Source organism: Methylorubrum salsuginis (assembly GCF_900114375.1).
Classification (GTDB): domain Bacteria; phylum Pseudomonadota; class Alphaproteobacteria; order Rhizobiales; family Beijerinckiaceae; genus Methylobacterium; species Methylobacterium salsuginis.
Window position 1 is genome coordinate 276,726 of the sequence record NZ_FOSV01000003.1, and the last position, 16,012, is coordinate 292,737.

The 16,012-nt window shown below is 71.0% G+C and carries 16 protein-coding genes; 8 read left to right on the plus strand and 8 right to left on the minus strand.

Going from position 1 to position 16,012, the window contains the following annotated elements; all coding sequences use genetic code 11:
• Positions 1-77 precede the first annotated feature (77 nt).
• The 3 genes from BM140_RS06460 to BM140_RS06470 all read right to left on the minus strand — a co-directional run bounded on the left by BM140_RS06460 (position 78) and on the right by BM140_RS06470 (position 2,546).
• Positions 78-740 (minus strand): transglutaminase-like cysteine peptidase, encoded by a 663-nt coding sequence (locus tag BM140_RS06460; protein ID WP_091943191.1) that lies wholly within the window; start codon positions 738-740, stop codon positions 78-80.
• 380 nt (positions 741-1,120) lie between these two features.
• Complete coding sequence (locus BM140_RS06465; RefSeq protein ID WP_091943193.1) at positions 1,121-1,732, minus strand: PilZ domain-containing protein; 612 nt, start codon at positions 1,730-1,732, stop codon at positions 1,121-1,123.
• Between the two features lie 178 nt (positions 1,733-1,910).
• Positions 1,911-2,546, minus strand: a complete 636-nt coding sequence (locus tag BM140_RS06470) for a PAS domain-containing protein (RefSeq protein ID WP_091943334.1) — start codon at positions 2,544-2,546, stop codon at positions 1,911-1,913.
• Positions 2,547-2,935: 389 nt separating this feature from the next.
• On the opposite strand from BM140_RS06470, the gene BM140_RS06475 reads away from it, so the two are divergent.
• From BM140_RS06475 to BM140_RS06485, 3 genes are all read left to right on the plus strand, one after another.
• Positions 2,936-3,751 carry a rhomboid family intramembrane serine protease gene (locus BM140_RS06475; RefSeq protein ID WP_091943194.1) on the plus strand — a complete coding sequence of 272 codons (816 nt, stop codon included), beginning with the start codon at positions 2,936-2,938 and terminating at the stop codon, positions 3,749-3,751.
• A 152-nt stretch (positions 3,752-3,903) separates the two neighbouring features.
• The gene (locus BM140_RS06480) at positions 3,904-4,782 is read left to right on the plus strand and encodes a transporter (protein ID WP_091943196.1); all 879 of its coding nucleotides are present in this window, start codon (positions 3,904-3,906) and stop codon (positions 4,780-4,782) included.
• Between the two features lie 231 nt (positions 4,783-5,013).
• Complete coding sequence (locus BM140_RS06485) at positions 5,014-5,445, plus strand: CBS domain-containing protein (protein WP_091943198.1); 432 nt, start codon at positions 5,014-5,016, stop codon at positions 5,443-5,445.
• Positions 5,446-5,515: 70 nt separating this feature from the next.
• Here BM140_RS06485 and BM140_RS06490 read toward each other — a convergent pair whose 3' ends face one another.
• Complete coding sequence (locus tag BM140_RS06490) at positions 5,516-6,634, minus strand: NADH:flavin oxidoreductase/NADH oxidase (RefSeq protein ID WP_091943200.1); 1,119 nt, start codon at positions 6,632-6,634, stop codon at positions 5,516-5,518.
• A 133-nt stretch (positions 6,635-6,767) separates the two neighbouring features.
• On the opposite strand from BM140_RS06490, the gene BM140_RS06495 reads away from it, so the two are divergent.
• The 5 genes from BM140_RS06495 to BM140_RS06515 all read left to right on the plus strand — a co-directional run bounded on the left by BM140_RS06495 (position 6,768) and on the right by BM140_RS06515 (position 10,434).
• Positions 6,768-7,760 (plus strand): glutathione S-transferase family protein, encoded by a 993-nt coding sequence (locus BM140_RS06495; protein WP_091943202.1) that lies wholly within the window; start codon positions 6,768-6,770, stop codon positions 7,758-7,760.
• A gap of 124 nt (positions 7,761-7,884) precedes the next feature.
• Positions 7,885-8,403 carry a hypothetical protein gene (locus tag BM140_RS06500; protein ID WP_091943204.1) on the plus strand — a complete coding sequence of 173 codons (519 nt, stop codon included), beginning with the start codon at positions 7,885-7,887 and terminating at the stop codon, positions 8,401-8,403.
• 123 nt (positions 8,404-8,526) lie between these two features.
• Positions 8,527-9,447: a thioredoxin family protein gene (locus BM140_RS06505; RefSeq protein ID WP_091943207.1), complete on the plus strand. Its 921-nt coding sequence runs from the start codon at positions 8,527-8,529 to the stop codon at positions 9,445-9,447.
• Between the two features lie 37 nt (positions 9,448-9,484).
• On the plus strand, positions 9,485-10,159 hold the full coding sequence (locus BM140_RS06510) for an LON peptidase substrate-binding domain-containing protein (RefSeq protein ID WP_091943209.1): 675 nt from the start codon (positions 9,485-9,487) through the stop codon (positions 10,157-10,159).
• 68 nt (positions 10,160-10,227) lie between these two features.
• On the plus strand, positions 10,228-10,434 hold the full coding sequence (locus BM140_RS06515) for a Trm112 family protein (protein ID WP_091943211.1): 207 nt from the start codon (positions 10,228-10,230) through the stop codon (positions 10,432-10,434).
• A gap of 24 nt (positions 10,435-10,458) precedes the next feature.
• Here the strand turns inward: BM140_RS06515 and BM140_RS06520 are convergent, their stop codons facing one another.
• The 4 genes from BM140_RS06520 to BM140_RS06535 are packed head-to-tail and all read right to left on the minus strand — an operon-like array spanning position 10,459 to position 15,993.
• The gene (locus tag BM140_RS06520; protein WP_091943213.1) at positions 10,459-11,328 is read right to left on the minus strand and encodes a hypothetical protein; all 870 of its coding nucleotides are present in this window, start codon (positions 11,326-11,328) and stop codon (positions 10,459-10,461) included.
• Complete coding sequence (locus BM140_RS06525) at positions 11,325-13,397, minus strand: glycosyltransferase (RefSeq protein WP_091943214.1); 2,073 nt, start codon at positions 13,395-13,397, stop codon at positions 11,325-11,327. Before BM140_RS06525 ends, BM140_RS06520 begins: the two co-directional genes overlap by 4 nt.
• Entirely contained in the window at positions 13,394-15,298 is a 1,905-nt protein-coding gene (locus BM140_RS06530) for a glycosyltransferase (RefSeq protein ID WP_091943216.1), read from the minus strand. The genes BM140_RS06525 and BM140_RS06530 overlap by 4 nt, the downstream gene beginning before the upstream one ends.
• Positions 15,298-15,993: a hypothetical protein gene (locus BM140_RS06535; protein ID WP_244535319.1), complete on the minus strand. Its 696-nt coding sequence runs from the start codon at positions 15,991-15,993 to the stop codon at positions 15,298-15,300. The genes BM140_RS06530 and BM140_RS06535 overlap by 1 nt, the downstream gene beginning before the upstream one ends.
• Positions 15,994-16,012 lie beyond the last annotated feature (19 nt).

The following is a 16,012-nucleotide window of genomic DNA, read 5'->3' on the forward strand; positions in this document are numbered from 1 at the left end:
ACCGGCGCCTCCCCTTCGGCTGCCGTCACGCCGATCCCGCCCTGTTCGCGGCGTCCGGCGGACGCTCGCCTTGCCCCTCACCGGTTGGCGGTGGTGATCGGCGAGCTGGCGCCGCCCAGCGAGACCCATGCCAGGGCATCCTGGCCCTCGCGCTTGATGAAGACGTAGCCGGTCTCGTGCCAGGCGGTGATCGCGCTGGTCTTGTTGTCGAGCACGTAGTCGCCGCGGTCGGTGATCACCGTGAGCACGGCATGGCCCTCGCCCTTCTCGTCGATGACGACCGTCATCCGCATGGCGCGGCGCGGCAGGCCGGCTTCGGCGAGCTGGCGCCGCTTGAGCAGCTGGAAATCCTCGCAATCGCCCGAACCGTCCTCGGCGAGGTCCCAGCGGTCGGGACGGCCCCAATGCTCCTGATCGGTCACGGGGCGGATCTGGCGGTTCACCCGGCGGTTCACCGCGACGATCGTGTTCCAGATCGCGGGCGTCAGCGTGATGCGGGCGGGCTCGTTGCGGTCGAAGGCGCACTCGGCCGGGTAGCTGCGGCAGAACTCGGTCCAGGCCAGGATCGGCCGGGCCTCGGCGCCGGGGGTGAGGCCGGCGCTCACCGAGGGGAGCGCGACGGGAAGCGCGGCCACCGTCTGAGCCTGGGCGGAGCCGATGAAGCCGGCGCAGAGCGTGAGGGCGGCGAGCATCGCCGTCTTCAGTCCGGCCTTGAGGGATCCCGTGTCGGCGTTGCGCATGGCGGCTGTCCTTCGAACGAGACCAGAATGTCGCCGCACCCCCTCCGCCGCGCTGAAGTCGATCCGCGCAATTTTATCGATTCGCCGCCCACGGCCACGCTCCGCACGGAAGGGCGAAGGGGAGTTCAGGGAGTTCCGAAGAATCCGCGCGATCGCGTTAGGCGGCGGATAACCCTGCGATGCCGCAACCGAGCCGAACCGCCGGCAATCCGCGGCGTCCGCCCCGCGGTTCGGCATCGACGACGCGCCCGCGGCACGCCCCCGTCGCGGGGCGACCGGTCGGACACCGTTCGAGCCACGACGAAAAACCCCTCGCGCGACGGCCTGTCGGGCGAGGGGTTCTTCGGCCGGTCGGGGCGCCCGTCAGGGCGCCGGACGCGTCACAGCGTGAGGCCTTCGTGGAAGCGGTCGGGAGAAATCGGCAGCATGAACTGGGCGCCGATGCCGCCCTCGAAATAGCGCACCACCCGGCCCGGCGTGGAGCCGACCATGACGACGGTGCCGATCGGCGGGCTGCTTGTCGTGGCGAGCGCCACGCCCGACATGGAGATGTCGATGACGCGCGCCGGGATCGTCCGGCCGCCGTCGAAGCGAAGTTGCACCCCCGGATTGGTCGGCACCAGGCGCTCGTGGGTCCGCCCCTCCGGCAGGCCGAGATTCTCCCGGTTGGCCAGCCACATCAGCTGCGAGGCGATCTTGTCGCGCTTGCGCGGGGTGGCGTTGAGCTGCATCGCGAATCCGCTCGGCGGATGACGCACGATCATGCCCTCCAGCCGCCCGATCTGTTCCAGATAGAGCACCACGCGTTCGCCGACGGTGCCGGTCACGGCGCAGGTCACGCGCACGCCGCCGGGGGACATGTCGACGGTCTGACAGGGAAATTCGCGGCGGTCCGAGAGCATGTAGCGGCCGAGCAGCTCGGCGCGCACCCGTTGGTGGCGCCGCTGGTCTGCGAGGCGGATGGCGGACCCGCTTTGAGCGTGCTCGATCATGGCAGTCCGGCAGTCGAGAGACCAAACGTCTCATCTCGATCACTACCGCCCGGCCGGTTACGAAACACTTGCCTCGATCCCGATACCCCCGCTCCGGTTGTGGCCGGCCGGCAAGAGCGTGTCCGGCCCCGCCGGGCCCGATCCCGCCGGGAGGCTTCGCCGCCTCCTCGGGCCGCGTTCAGGCGCCGCCGCGCCCGCCCTCGTGGACGAGGAGATGGCCGAACCGCACCGGTTGGACATCGTTGGCCGGCTCGGGCAGGCCCTCGGTGAAGTCGCGGAGAGCCGCGTCGGCCCCGGCGGGGGCGAGGACCCGCTGCGACACCGTCTCGACATGCAGGATCGGGCGGATGCCGAGCCAGGGCGGGATGGTGTGGGGGCTGAGCGCGCCGAGCATCCGCGCCTGCGTCTTGCCGCGGTGGCGCAGCGGCAGGAGCAGGAGTTCGAGGTCGAGGCTCTCGCCGCGGAGGGTGTGTCCGGTCAGGCCGGCCACCATCCCGACCGTGTCGGCGTTGACGGCCTCGACGAGGCGCCAAGGATCCGTCTGGAAGCGGTCGGCCTCGCTCCCGCCCGCCGTCTCGCCCCAGAGCCCGGCGAAGGCGCCGCCCCGCAATTCGCGTCCGAACAGGGCGCAGAGCCGGGTGCCCGCGAGCCGCACGGCGCAGGTGCGGCGGGCCGGATCGATCTCGAGGATGAAGCTGTCGGCGAGCAGGTTGCGGATCTCGCCCGGCTCGATCTCGCCCCGCTCCGGGGCGGAACGCGGGCCCCGCAGGCGATTCCAGTAGGCATGCAGCTGACGGCTGGTCGGATGCTTCATGGTGTTCCGCATCGGTACGGTCCGACTCGTCACGGACCCTTAACGGTTCGTTGCGGGGCAAAACGCCTGTTCCGACCCGCCGCTCACGTCTTCCGGTGCACACCCTATGCTCGACGCCCGATTCCCGCGCGGGTAACTCTTCCTTAACCTTAACAAGAGGTTGACGGGCGCCCTCCCTTGCCGATCGGGCGCTCCCGCGAGACCATCGGGCCGTCGAGAGCGATGTCGACGCCGGAACTTCCGGCCGGGTCCGTTTCGGGCATCCGGCCGCACGGGAGGGTCTTCCGACAGGCCCTCCCGTGCCTTTCCCGGCGGCTGCGGCGCGGGAGCGCGCGGATTCCGGCTTGGCGGGGCTTGCGGGGCGGGCCGGCGCGCCGACATGGTGCGGCATGGATGCCTCTCCCGACCTGCCGCGACAGGGCCGCGTACCCGTCTTCAACCTGCCGGGGATCGTCACCGCCTCGATCGCGGTGCTCGCCGCCATCCACGTCGTGCGCAGCGTGCTGCCCGACGAGCTCGACCTGTCGGTGCTGCTCGACCTCGCCTTCATCCCGGCCCGCTGGACCGCCGCCCTCGATCCGTCGCGGGCCGCCGACATCGTCAAGGCCGCGGGCGAGGCGGTGAGCGATCCGCAGATCGCCGCGGCGCGACGGGAATTCGCCCGCTACCTCGTCTCCGACCCCTCGGCGATGCCGTGGACCTTCGTCAGCTACGGGCTGCTGCACGGCTCGTGGATGCATCTGATCTTCAATTCGGTCTGGCTCGCGGCCTTCGGCGCGCCGGTGGCCCGGCGCTACGGGGCTTTGCGCTTCGGCCTCGTCGCGCTCGCCGGAATCGTGGCCGGCGCAGGCCTCCATCTCTTCCTCGATCCCGAAAGCGCGATGCCGCTGGTGGGCGCCTCGGCCGGCATCTCGGCCCTGATGGCGGCGGCCGCCCGCTTCGTGTTCCAGCCGCCGCCCCCGTTCCCGGCGGCCGCCCCGTGGCAGATCCCGCCGCGCCCGCCCCTCCAGACCATCCCCGAGTTGATGCGCAACCGCACGGCGATGCTGTTTCTCGGCGTGCTGCTGGCCACCAACCTGCTGTTCGGCCTGCTCGCCCTGCCGCTGGGGGGCGCCGACGGCCCGATCGCCTGGGACGCGCATCTCGGCGGCTTCCTCGCCGGGTTCTTCCTGCTGCCGCTGATGGAGCCGCGCGGGCGCCGCTGAGCGATGCCGGCCCCGGGACTGTGCCCCCGAAGCCACGAAGGCCGCGCTTCCGGGAAAAGCTGAGCCGTGCCCTGCAATCGATCCGGCCTTTCATCCGTCATCGAAAGGAAGGCGACCAACCGGCGTCGCCGATCCGACGGAGTTGATTCCCGGTGACCAAGCGTACTCTCGCCGCCCGTTTCGGACTTGCCGCCTGCATCACGGCCCTGACCGGTCAGGCCGCCTTCGCCGCCTCCGCCGCCCAGCCGGGCCAGACCATCGGCGTGCCGTTCGGTGCTCCGTTTCCCAAGGGCTTCTACGCGGTGAACCTGTCGAGCTTCGGCGTTCGCGACACCGCGCCGCTCAATTCCGAGAGCAACGTCAACCTGCCGACGCTGTTGTGGGCGACGCCGTTCTCGGTCCTCGGCGGCCAGGTGCAGTTCATCTTCGTCGCCCCCATCGTCGCCTCTAGCGTCCGCGGTGCCGCCTACAACAGCGGCTGGGGCCAACCGCTGCTGGCCGGCCAGCTCGCCTGGGACCTCGGGTCGGGCGTGGGCGTCAGCTACCTGCTCGGCGGCTATCTTCCGTGGGACACGCGCTTCCTGACCCAGTCGGCCTCGCTGAGCCACCGCTTCGCGATCACCTACGCGGCCAACGACTGGGCGATCACCGGCAACCTGCTCTACGGCCACATGCTCGAGTCGCGCTCGCCCACCGGCGTGCTTTATCCCGATTATCTCAACCTCGACGTCACCCTGACGAAGAAGTTCGGCAAGTGGCAGGTCGGCCCCGTCGCCTTCGCCTCGACCGACCTTCCTACCAACGTGGCGAGCTACCGGCAGCAGGGGCAGATCGCGGTCGGCGGTCTCGTGGGCTACAATTTCGGCTTCATGAACGTGCAGGGCTACGTCACCCGCGACGTGGTCGAGCGCAATTACGGCGGCCTCGAGACGCGGGGCTGGCTGCGGGTCGTCGTGCCCTTCGGACAGGACAAGGGCGAGGCCGCCGCCAACCGCACCCTGGTCACCCGCCAGCAGGCCCAGGGTCGCTGACGAAGACACGGGCATAACGCCAGCAATCGCAAGGCCGGCCGGAGATATCTCCGGCCGGCCTTTTGCATTTTGCTTCAGAACATTCCCGCGCTTTGATGCGTTATTTTGCATGAAGCGCTGGACAGTGCCGTGGGGGTGCCACACAATCGCCGCATCGGAGGCGGGCCAACCCGCCCCGGATCGCTCTCGCGCCGCGGGGCTGACGGCGCGATCCAACAGGGAGGGGATCTCATGAGCGTTGCGCGTATTCTCGCGGAGAAGGGCACGGCCGTCGTCACCGTGCCGCCTCACCGCACGATCGACGAAGCCATCCATCTGCTGGCCGAGAAGCGCATCGGCGCCCTCGTCGTCGGCGATTCCGGCGGCCGGGTCATCGGCATCCTGTCGGAGCGCGACGTGATGCGGGCGCTGGCCTGCGACGGCGCCACGGCCTTCGACCAGCCGATCTCGCGCTACATGACCTCCAAGGTCGTGACCTGCACCCGCCGCACCTCGATCGAGGACGTGATGGAGCTGATGACGGAGGGTCGCTTCCGCCATCTGCCGGTGGTCGAGGACGGGAACCTGATCGGCGTCGTCTCGATCGGCGACGTCGTCAAGCGCCGCATCGCCGCCGTCGAGGCGGAGCATCAGGCGATGCGCGACTACATCACCATGGCCTGACGGCGGGCGCTCACGGCCGTGTCGGGGCGGTCGCGTCCTTCGGCGCGTCCGCCCCGTCGCCGCGGCGGCCTCACCTTTGTCCGTGGGCCGTATCCTTGAACAGGTCCTTGTACTGCCGTGGCTGCGAGCGCCAGTATTGCTTGGGCGCCCGCACCTGCCCGCCGAGTTCGGCCGCCGCGTGCCAGGGCCAGCGGGGATCGTAGAGCATCGCACGCGCCAGCGAGACCGCGTCGGCCCGCCCCTCCGCCAGGATGGCTTCCGCCTGCGCCGGCTCGGTGATGAGGCCGACCGCGATGGTGGTGAGCCCGGTCTCCGCCTTGATCCGCTCGGCGAAGGGCACCTGATAGCCCGGCCCCAGCGGAATTTTTGGGGCGGTCGATAGCCCCCCCGTCGAGACGTGGATCGCCGCCGCGCCGCGCGCCTTCAGGGCGCGGGCGAGTTCCACCGTCTGGTCGAGGTCCCAGCCCTCCTCGACCCAATCCGTCGCCGAAACGCGCATCCACACCGGCTTGCCCGCCGGCACCACCTCCCGCACCGCCTCGAACACTTCGAGGGGGAAGCGCATCCGATTCTCCAGGCTGCCGCCATAGGGATCCTCGCGCCGGTTGGAGAGCGGCGAGAGGAACTGGTGCAGCAGGTAGCCGTGGGCGCCGTGGATCTCGAACCCGTCGATGCCGAGCCGCAGCGCCCGCTTGGCCGTCGCGACGAACCCATCGCGCACGCGCTTGAGGCCGTCCGCGTCGAGGGCGTGGGGCGCTACCTCGCCCTCGGCGTGGGCAACCGCGGACGGCGCCTCGGTGCGCCAGCCGTCCGGCGCGTCGGGGGCGATCTGCGCGCCGCCCTCCCACGGCACCCGGCTCGAGGCCTTGCGGCCCGCGTGGTTGATCTGGATCGCCACCGGAATCGGCGCGTATTCGCGGATCGCGTCGAGGACGCGGGCGAGCGCCCGTTCGGTGGCGTCGTCGTAGAGGCCGAGATCGGCCGGCGAGATGCGGGCCTCGGGCGAGATCGCGGTCGCCTCGAGGGTCAGCAGGCCCGCGCCCGATTGGGCGAGCTGGCCGAGATGCATCAGGTGCCAGTCGGTCGCGGCGCCACTGCTCGCCGAGTACTGACACATCGGCGCGATGACGATGCGATTTTCCAGTTCGAGATCGTCGAGACGCAGGGGTTCGAACAGGCGGGCGGACATCGCGGGCTCCGGGCTTCGTTCGGCGGGCATCTGGGGCCGCGCACCCGCACGGCCAGCCTTCGATGTCCGTCCTGGCCTTCCATCCGCCGGCCGTCCTCCCATGTTCCCGCGCGGACAGGGAAGGAACCGCACGATGGGTCTGCTGGTCGACGGGCAGTGGCGGGATCAGTGGTACGACACCGCCAAGACCGGCGGGCGCTTCGAGCGTTCCGCCGCCGCCTTCCGCAACTGGGTTACGGCCGATGGCAGCTCCGGCCCCTCGGGCGAGGGCGGCTTCAAGGGTGAGCCGGGGCGCTACCACCTCACCGTCTCGCTCGCCTGCCCCTGGGCCCACCGCACGCTGATCGTGCGCGCGCTCAAGGGGCTGGAAGACGCGATCTCGGTCTCCGTCGTCTCGCCCTACATGCTGGACGAGGGCTGGGTGTTTCAGTCCGAATCCCAGGGCGGCGTGCCGGGCGCCACCGCCGATGCGCTGTTCGGCTCGAAGCGCGTCTACGAACTCTACCAGCGGGCCAAGCCCGACTATAGCGGCCGGGTCACCGTGCCGGTGCTGTGGGACCGCGAGCGCAACACCATCGTCTCGAACGAGTCGGCCGAGATCATCCGCATGCTCAACGACGCCTTCGGCCGCGAGGGCCCGGATCTCTATCCGGAGGAACTCCGGGACGAGATCGATGCGGTCAACGCCCGCGTCTACGACCGGGTCAACAACGGCGTCTACAAGGCGGGCTTCGCCACCAAACAGGACGCCTACGAGGAGGCGTTCACCGCGCTGTTTACCGAACTCGACGCGCTGGAGGACCGGCTCGACCGGCAGCGCTATCTCTGCGGATCGCGGCTCACGGAGGCCGACATCCGCCTGTTCACGACTTTGGTGCGGTTCGATGCGGTCTATGTCGGCCATTTCAAGTGCAACCGCCGCCGGATCGCCGACTATCCGAACCTGTCGAACTACCTGCGCGACCTCTATGCCCTGCCGGGCGTCGCCCCGACGGTGAACCTCGAGCACATCAAGCGCCACTATTACGGCAGCCACCCGACCATCAACCCGACCGGCATCGTCCCGCTCGGGCCGGAACTCGACTTCGCTGCGCCCAACGACCGCGCCCTGCGCTTCGGCGCTTGAAGCCGGGGCGGCGCGCCCAAGAATCCCAAACGACGACGATCCCGACCCACGACGATCCCGAACGACCGATCGGGGGCAGCCGCCCCGGCCGCCACAGCACGGCCGAACCGGAGGAAACCGAGACATGACGACCCGCGCCGCTTCCCTTCTCGCCCTCCTCGGGGCGCTCGCCGCCGGGCCGGCCGCGGCGCAGCAGGGGGCCGAAATCAAGATGACCGGCCAGTGCGAGCGGCTGGTGATCGGCGACAAGGACATCACCCAGAACTGCAAGGAGCAGCTCGTCAACACGGTGGCCCGCGGGCGCACCACCTTCGACTTCGCCGCCTGGGACGGCCAGACCCTGAGCTTCAGCGGCTCGGGCGCCCAGCACGAGGCCACCGAGGAGACCGAGCAGCTGCAGCCGATCAGCCTGATCGTGTCGGGCCTCAAGAACAACGAGGGCATCGTGCGCAGCCCGGCGCCCGCGGTCGGCGCCTGCCGCTTCTCCAGCCCGGCGCCCGGCAAGACCCAGATCGCCTGCGAGGCGACCTCGCAGGGCAAGACCTTCGCCGGGACCTTCATCACCGAGGCCAAGTCAGAGACCAAGTCGGATGCGAAGGCCGGCGACGGCAGCCAGGACAAGAAGGACAGCGCCAAGCCCTGAGCGGACGACCCGCCGTTTGCAGGCCCCGTGCGCGGCAAAACCGCTGGTCAGGCCGGGGCCCAGGCCCCATGTAACGCGCGCGATGCGACGCTCGCGAAACGCGTTTTCGACACTGAGGGCTCCATGCTCGACGCCAACCCCGCCGGTGCCCCTGCCGGTGCTTCCGCCGCCGCCGGCCTGATCAAGGACACCACCACGGCAGGGTTCCGGCAGGACGTCATCGCCGAGTCGATGAACCAGCCGGTCATCGTCGATTTCTGGGCGCCCTGGTGCGGCCCCTGCAAACAGCTCACGCCGGTCCTCGAGAAGGTGGTGAACGCGGCCGGCGGCCGGGTGAAGCTCGCCAAGCTCAACATCGACGAGCATCCGGGCGTGTGGCAGCAGATCGGCCAACAGCTCGGGCTGCAATCGATCCCCGCCGTGATCGCCATCGACCGCGGGCGGCCGGTCGACGCCTTCATGGGCGCGGTGCCGGAATCCGAGGTGCGCGCCTTCGTCGATCGCCTCGCCGGCCCGTCCGAGATCGACCAGATCCTCGAAGAGGCCGCCGCCGTGGCGTCCGCCGGTGACCTCGCCTCGGCCTCCGAGCTCTACGCCGCCGTGCTGCGCGAGGAGCCCGACAACCTCAAGGCCATTGCCGGGCTCGCCAAGACCCAGCTCGAACTCGGCGAGGCCGATAACGCGCGCCAAGTCCTGGCGATGGTGCCCGCCGACAAGGCCGACGACCCGTTGCTCGCCGGCGTGCGCGCCGCCCTCGAACTCGCCGACCAGGCCGAGAGCCTGGGCGACCTCGCCGGGCTGCAAAAGAGGATCGAGGCCGACGCCAACGATTTCCAGGCCCGGTTCGATCTCGCGCTCGGCCTCAACGCCGCGGGCAAGCGCGACGAGGCGGTGGACCAGCTCGTCGCCATCGCCCGGGCCGACCGGACGTGGAACGAGGACGCCGCCCGCAAGCAGTTGCTCCAGTTCTTCGAGGCCTGGGGCCTGATGGACCCGGCCGCGATCCGCGGACGCCGCCAGCTCTCGACGATCCTGTTCTCGTGACCGCGCGACGCCCCACCGGCTCGCAGGGGAGACGCGCATGAGCACGCAGACGAGCAATCTCAAGTCTCCGGCGGATTGCCCGGCCGTGATCCCGGTCTTTCCGCTACCAGGGGCCCTGCTGCTGCCGCGGGGGCAGATGCCGCTCAACATCTTCGAGCCGCGCTACCTCGCGATGATCGACGACGCGCTGCGCACCGACCGGATCATCGGCATGATCCAGCCGGACCCGGAGGGCGGCGGCGCGGCCGCCGCTCCGAAACTCTACCGGGTCGGCTGCGCCGGCCGGATCAGCCAGTTCGCGGAGACCGGCGACGGGCGCTACCTGATCTCGCTCACCGGGGTCAGCCGCTTCCGGGTCGAGAGCGAACTCGCCACCACCACGGCCTACCGCCGCTGCCACGTCTCCTACGACGCCTTCGCCAGCGATTTCGAGCCGCGGGCCGGAGAGGAGGCGGTGGATCGCGCGGGCGTGCTGCAGGCCCTGCGCCGCTTCGTCGAGGCCAACGAGCTGCAGGTCGATTGGTCGGGGATCGAGGAGGCGCCCAACGAGGCGCTCGTCAACGCGCTCTGCATGATGAGCCCCTTCGGCGTGCGCGAGAAACAGGCGATGCTGGAAGCCGCCGATCTCAAGACCCGCGCCGAAGTGCTGGTCGCGGTGACCGAGATGGAGCTGATGCGCACCGGCGGCGGCCCGGAGCCGACCCTGCAATAGATTCCGCGTGAGGCCCGGGCCGGTTCCGGCTATGGGGCAGGCACCGTATCGAGGACCCGGAACACACCATGGCCGACAGCGCTGTCCCCCCCGTCGAGGCGACCCGGGTCGATCCCCGCCTGCTCGAACTCCTGGTCTGCCCGCTGACCAAGGAGCCGCTGGAATACGACGCGGCCCGCGAGGAGTTGATCAGCCGCTCGGCCAAGCTCGCCTACCCGATCCGCGACGGCATTCCGATCATGCTGCCGGAAGAGGCGCGCTCGCTGACGGATTGATGCTCTTTGGAGGGCTGTCCGGCGTCATTTCATCGGCCAGTTGTCCCCCTTCGCCAGTCGCTGTGCGGAAAAGCCCCCGCCCGGAAACACCGCCGCCACGCCCGGCCGCTTCAGGCGGAGGTCCCAGACCCGAAGCTCGGCGTAGGACAGCTTCCAGCTCCGGCCGTCGCCGGAACGGGTGAGGAAGCAGCGCTCGAAGGCGAGCAACTGCGTCGGCATCGGCGGATGCGGGCCGGTTCCCGTGTCGATGTCGAGCGCGAGGCTGTCCTGCCGGCCGGCCTCGAAGGCGCGCAGGGCATCGAGCAGGGCGTCGTATTCGAGGCCATCGACGCAGAGCTGGAGGCAGACCCGTGGGGCGAAATCCGCCGCGGGATCGGGCCGCTGAGGACGCTCCAGCGTGAGCGAGAAGCGTCCGCCCTCGAAATCGGGGAGCGTCAGGATGTGGTCATCGGCCACGCCGTCCAGCGCGCGAAGGCGGTCCGGCTCGATCGGCGAGGGCGCGGCCTCGCGACCCTCGGTGCGGCCGTCGTTGCGGAAATGCACGAGCGGATTGACGCCCGCCGCGACCACATCGGGATAGCGGGCGAGGTAGAGGGCGGTGCTGAAGGCCGGGCTCGGATCGAGCCCCTTGGCGGCCCCCTCGCGCAGGTAGTGGCGCACGGGATCGAGCCGCGTCGGCCCGCTCTGGCGACGGTAGAAGGCGGTGTCGAAATCCGCGTTCGGATTGCGGTCCTTCCGCGCGCCGAACCACACGTAATGCAGGAACGGGTCGAGGCCGCTCCTGGCGACCCCCGGATTGCGGGCGCGGTAATAGGCTGCATCGAACAGGCGCGGCACCCGGCCGTGGAGGGCGCGGCGCAGCAGGCCGGAGGCGAGGGCGACGAGACGGCTCATGCGACGGTCTGCGCCTCGCAGAGCGAGCGGATCGCATTGCGGAACGCCTGCGGGTCGCATTCCGCCCGGATGCGGTCGAGGCCGTTCTGGCGCACACTCCGCCACAACCCGGCGTCCTCGTGCAGGCGGATCAGCGCCGCGGCGAAGGCTTCCGGGTCGCGCCAGTCGCGGGCGAGCAGGCCGGTGCCGTCGGGCCAGCCGAGTTGTTCGGACAGGATCGGCGTGGCGAGGCAGGGCAGGCCGTGGGCCACCGCCTCGTGGACCTTGTGCGGGATGCCGGCGGCGAAGCGGGTCGGCGCCAGGAACACGCGGGCGGCGTCGAGATGGGGCTCGGTGCGCGGCACGCGGCCGGTGATGCGGACGCCCTCGCGGCCGAAGCGATCTCGGATCGTGTCGGCGATTTCGCCGACGATCGTCAGCGTCGCCTCGGGCAAGGCGGCCCGCACCCGCAGCCAGACATGGCCGAAGAACCAGTCGAGGGAATCGACGTTGGGCTGGCCCTCGCGGCCCAGCGCGCCGACGAAGACGAAGCCGGCGCGATCCGAAAAATCCGGGCTCGGCGCCTCCGGCAGCGCCAGCGCGTGGCCGAGGACCGCGACGGTGCAGGCCGCGTAGCGCGCCAGCACCCGGGCCTCGGCGTGCGAGACGCAGACCACCGCGTCGGCGAGCCCGAAGCGGCGCGCCTCGCGCTCGGCCTGCCACGCGAGGTCGGCGGCGACCGCGCTGCCGCCGGTCGCGGCCTCGGTCACGAAATCGCGTAACGAGAACAGGGCTTCCGAATCGAAGATCACCCGAGACCGCACGAAGCCGCGCGGGTCGAGGCCCAGCGCATCGAGCGCCTGGAGCACGAACAGGATGTTGTGCGGGCGGCTGACCCAGAGCACGTCGTAATGGTCGCGCCGCTCCTGGATCAGCCGGGCGAAGCCCTCGTCGCCGGTGGCGTGACAAATCTCGATGCGCTCGTCGAGGTCGCGGTAGCGCTGCGCCTCCTCGGCATCCGCCCCGTAATTGGGGAAGAAGGTCACGGCGAAGCTGAGTTCCGCCATGGCGTTGAGGATGGCGTTGGCCCGGGGCAGGCCGGCGCCGAGATCGAGATGGGGCACCCGGTCGTCGACGTAGAGCACCCGTAACCGCCACGGATCATGATCGAGGCTGGCGCCCGCCCGCGGCTGCGGCCCCTGCGCGAACAGGTTTTCGCGGTGGCGGTCGAGGAAGCGGGCGCGGTTGCGGTCGAGCAGCGCCTCCACCTCCTCGCGCTTGGCGCTGGTGGCGTTCTCGTAGTGGATCGCGGTGGCCCGCGGCTGCACCAGCACCCGCCGCCCGGCCTGATGGCAGCGCAGGCAGAGGTCGGTGTCCTCGTAATAGGCCGGGGCGAAGAGCGGATCGAACCCGCCGAGCGTTTCGAACAGGGCGCGCTCGATCATCAGCACCGCGCCCGAGACGTAGCCGACATCACGAGTCGCGGCATGTTCGGGGGTGAGCGGATCGAGATTACCCCGTCCGTGCGGATGGGTGAGGCCGGCATCGTCGCGAAAGCCCGCACCGGATTCTTGCAGATAGCCGCCGGGGAAGACGAGGCGGGCGCCGACGATGCCGATGTCGGCGTGATCGCGAAACGCCGCCACCATGGCGGCCATGGCGCCGGGCATCAGATCGACATCGGGGTTGAGGAACAGCAGGAAGCGCCCCCGCGCCCGCTCGGCCCCCGCATTGCAGGCCGGGCCGAAGCCGGTGTTTTCGGCGTTCTCGATCCGCGTCACGCCGTCGAGGTGGGGATAGAGGCTGCGGGTTTCCGGCGACGAGGCGTTGTCGACGAGGATGACCTCGAACCGCACGCCCGCAAGCGCCTGTTGCGCACAGAGCCGGTAGAGCGTGAGCGCCAGGAGATGGCGGGCGTCGCGCGCGACGATCACCACCGACACGTCCGGCTCGGGCTCGGGCCGGAAGGCGAGGCGCACGCCGTTGCGGTGGATCGCCTCCCAGATCAGCGCGGCCTCGACCAGGGCGGCACGGCGGCCGATGCCGGGATCGACGGTATCGAGGCGGGGGATGGCGGGCGCGTCGCTCACGACACCTCCAGGGTGATGCGGCCGATGCCGTCATCGGTGAGCAGGAGGAGACAGCGGGCTGTCGCGGGGGGCTCGGCCTCGCCGCGAAGGCTCAGGCTCACCGGGATCGGCGCGGGCAGGCGGCCGGTGCGGTCGGCGTAGGAGCCGGGCGGGCGGATCTGCAGCGGCGTGACGCGCTCCAGGCGCCGTTCGGCCGCGGCATCCTCGCCGATCAGGAAGGCGGCGGTGGGGTGTGTGCCGGAGGCCAGCACGCCGGGCAGCAGGGTCGCGAGTTCGATCCGGTCGCCAGCCCGGCCGACGATCCGGCCCGCCGCCTCCCAATCCGCCACCATGTCGGCAAATGCCAGGGCCAAGGCCGTGCGCGCCGCAGGGGGCAGCGCGCGGGTGCGTACCCATTCGGGCGAGAGCGCGACGTCGAGGGCGCCGAGCCGGGGCACTGGCCCATCCGCGTCGGACACGCGCGCGAACCAGCGCCGCCGCTCGGGGGCGTAGGACGCGGCGGTTCCGCCACCGGGCCGGCGCTCGGTGGCGACGAGGGCGCCGAGATCGGGGTCGGTCGTGAGAAGGGAGCGGGGGGAATGCTCGGCGGTGATCGTGAGGCCGCCGCCGGTGAGGACGACGTTTTCGGGCGAGGCGGACGCATCGTGCGCATCTCCTCTCCCCGTACGCGCGGAGAGGACTTCGGCGACCCCGTCGTCGCGACCCTGTCCCCGCGTGCGGGGCGAGGGGGTTGATCGGGCCTCTTCGTGCGAACGCAGTAGCCCGATCAGTTCGGCCTCTGCCGCTTCCGCCACCGCCGCGTAGCGCGCGAACAGCCGCTCGCTCGCCGCCGTCAGCTCCGCCAGCGCCACGCGATCCTCCAGCACCGCCAACACCGCCGCCTTCACGGCGTCGGCGTCGCGGCAGCGATGGGCAGGATGGTCCGGCTCGAAGCCTTCGAGGCCGATCTCAGTGCCGATCACCGGGCGCCCGTAGGAGAGCGCCTCGCCGACCTTCATCTTCAGCCCCGAGCCCATTAGCATCGGCGCCACGACGAGATCGGCCTGCGTGTAGAAATCCGCCAGCCGGTCGAGATAGCCGAGCAGCCGCACGCCCGGCCCCTCGATGCCGGCCAGAGAGCGGCAAATCTCGCCCGCGATGACGAGTTCGGGCCGCTCCGGCGTCCAGTCCGCGGCCCAGGCGCGGGCGAAGCGGCCGATGGAAAACAGGTTGGGATCGTTGCCGTGGCCGAGGAAGCCGAGGCGGGCGACCCGCTCCGGAACCGCGAACGGCCGTTGCGCGGGAAAGTGCGGCGGCAGCAGCAGGACGCGCGCGGACGCGATGTCGGTGAAGTGGCGCGCCTCCGCCGCCTGGATCGCCAGCACGATGTCGGCCCGGGTGAGGCCCACCGCCTCGCCGGCCGCGTCGGTGTAGAAGAAGTTCGGCTCGGCGCGGAACGGCCGGTACTGGGTCTGGCGGTCGGCGAAGCGGTCGTGGGTGTCGATCAGCCTCAGCACGCCCGGCGGCACCCGCTCCAGCGCCGCCGAGAGGAAGACGTAGTTGACCAGGACCGCACGGGTCTCGGGGTGTTGCGAACAATACCAGGCGACGAAATCGCCGGCCTCGGGTGGGCACCATTCGTCGATGCCGAAGCAGGGGGCGCGCGTCTTGAGCGGGATGATGCCCCGCGGCTCGATCAGGAAGACGTTCCGGAAGGTCTCCTGCATCGCCAGGAGATCGGTCGGCGGGTGCTGGCCGAAGCGGCGATAGACCTGATCCTCGTGGGCCAGATAGGCGAGATCGACGGCGAATCCGCCCCGCGCCAGCGCCTCGCAGGTGGCGACCAGCCGGCGGCGGTTGCCCGCGCTCGCGGGCGCGGCGGGCATCGGCGCGAGGACGAGGATGGCGGGTTCGTGCGCCATCAGGCGGCCCTGACATGGAGCGGCACGAAACCGTGGGCGTTGAGCGCCAAGCCGGCCCGCGCGCCCTCCGGCGGGGCGCCCCAGAGCGGTTCGAGGGTGAGGGCGATGCGGGCCCCGCCGGCGAAGCGGAGCCGCCCGGTCGCGATGCGGGCGCAAGCCCAGCCGGCAGCGGTGTGGACGAGCAGGGCGTGCGGGATCGCGGTGCCGGTGAGGAGATAGCCGGGCCCCTCGGGGATCAGCGCGGGCGCGTCGGCGGCGGGCATGAGGGTGGAAAGCGCCGGCTCGATCAGGGCGAACAGGCCGGCGAGCGCCGACACACCGGTCGGTCCGGCCGAGAGTAGGGCGCGGGCCAGCAGCAGGCGCTCGGCCTCGCTCAAGGCGTCGGAAGCGGGCTCGGGCCGGATCGGGATGTCGCGGAAATGGGTGGCGAGGGTGAGGTCGCCCTGCGGCGTGCCTTCGAGGGCAAGCAGGCAGACGGGGCCGCCCGCGTCGCCCTCTTCCAGGCCGGAGAAGGCCCAGGTGGCGAGCGTTACGCCCTCGGGCGCCGCGATGCCGAGGGGAATCGGCAGGGCAGGCGGCAGGGGGAAGCGCAGCAGGGCGGTGTTTCGAGAGCCGGCAAGGAGCCGGCCCGGCGTCGGATCGGGGCTCATGCGGCGCGCGGCGGTGCCGGACGAGGCGCCGTAGGCTGCCGACATCGGGACAGGCACGCCCCGA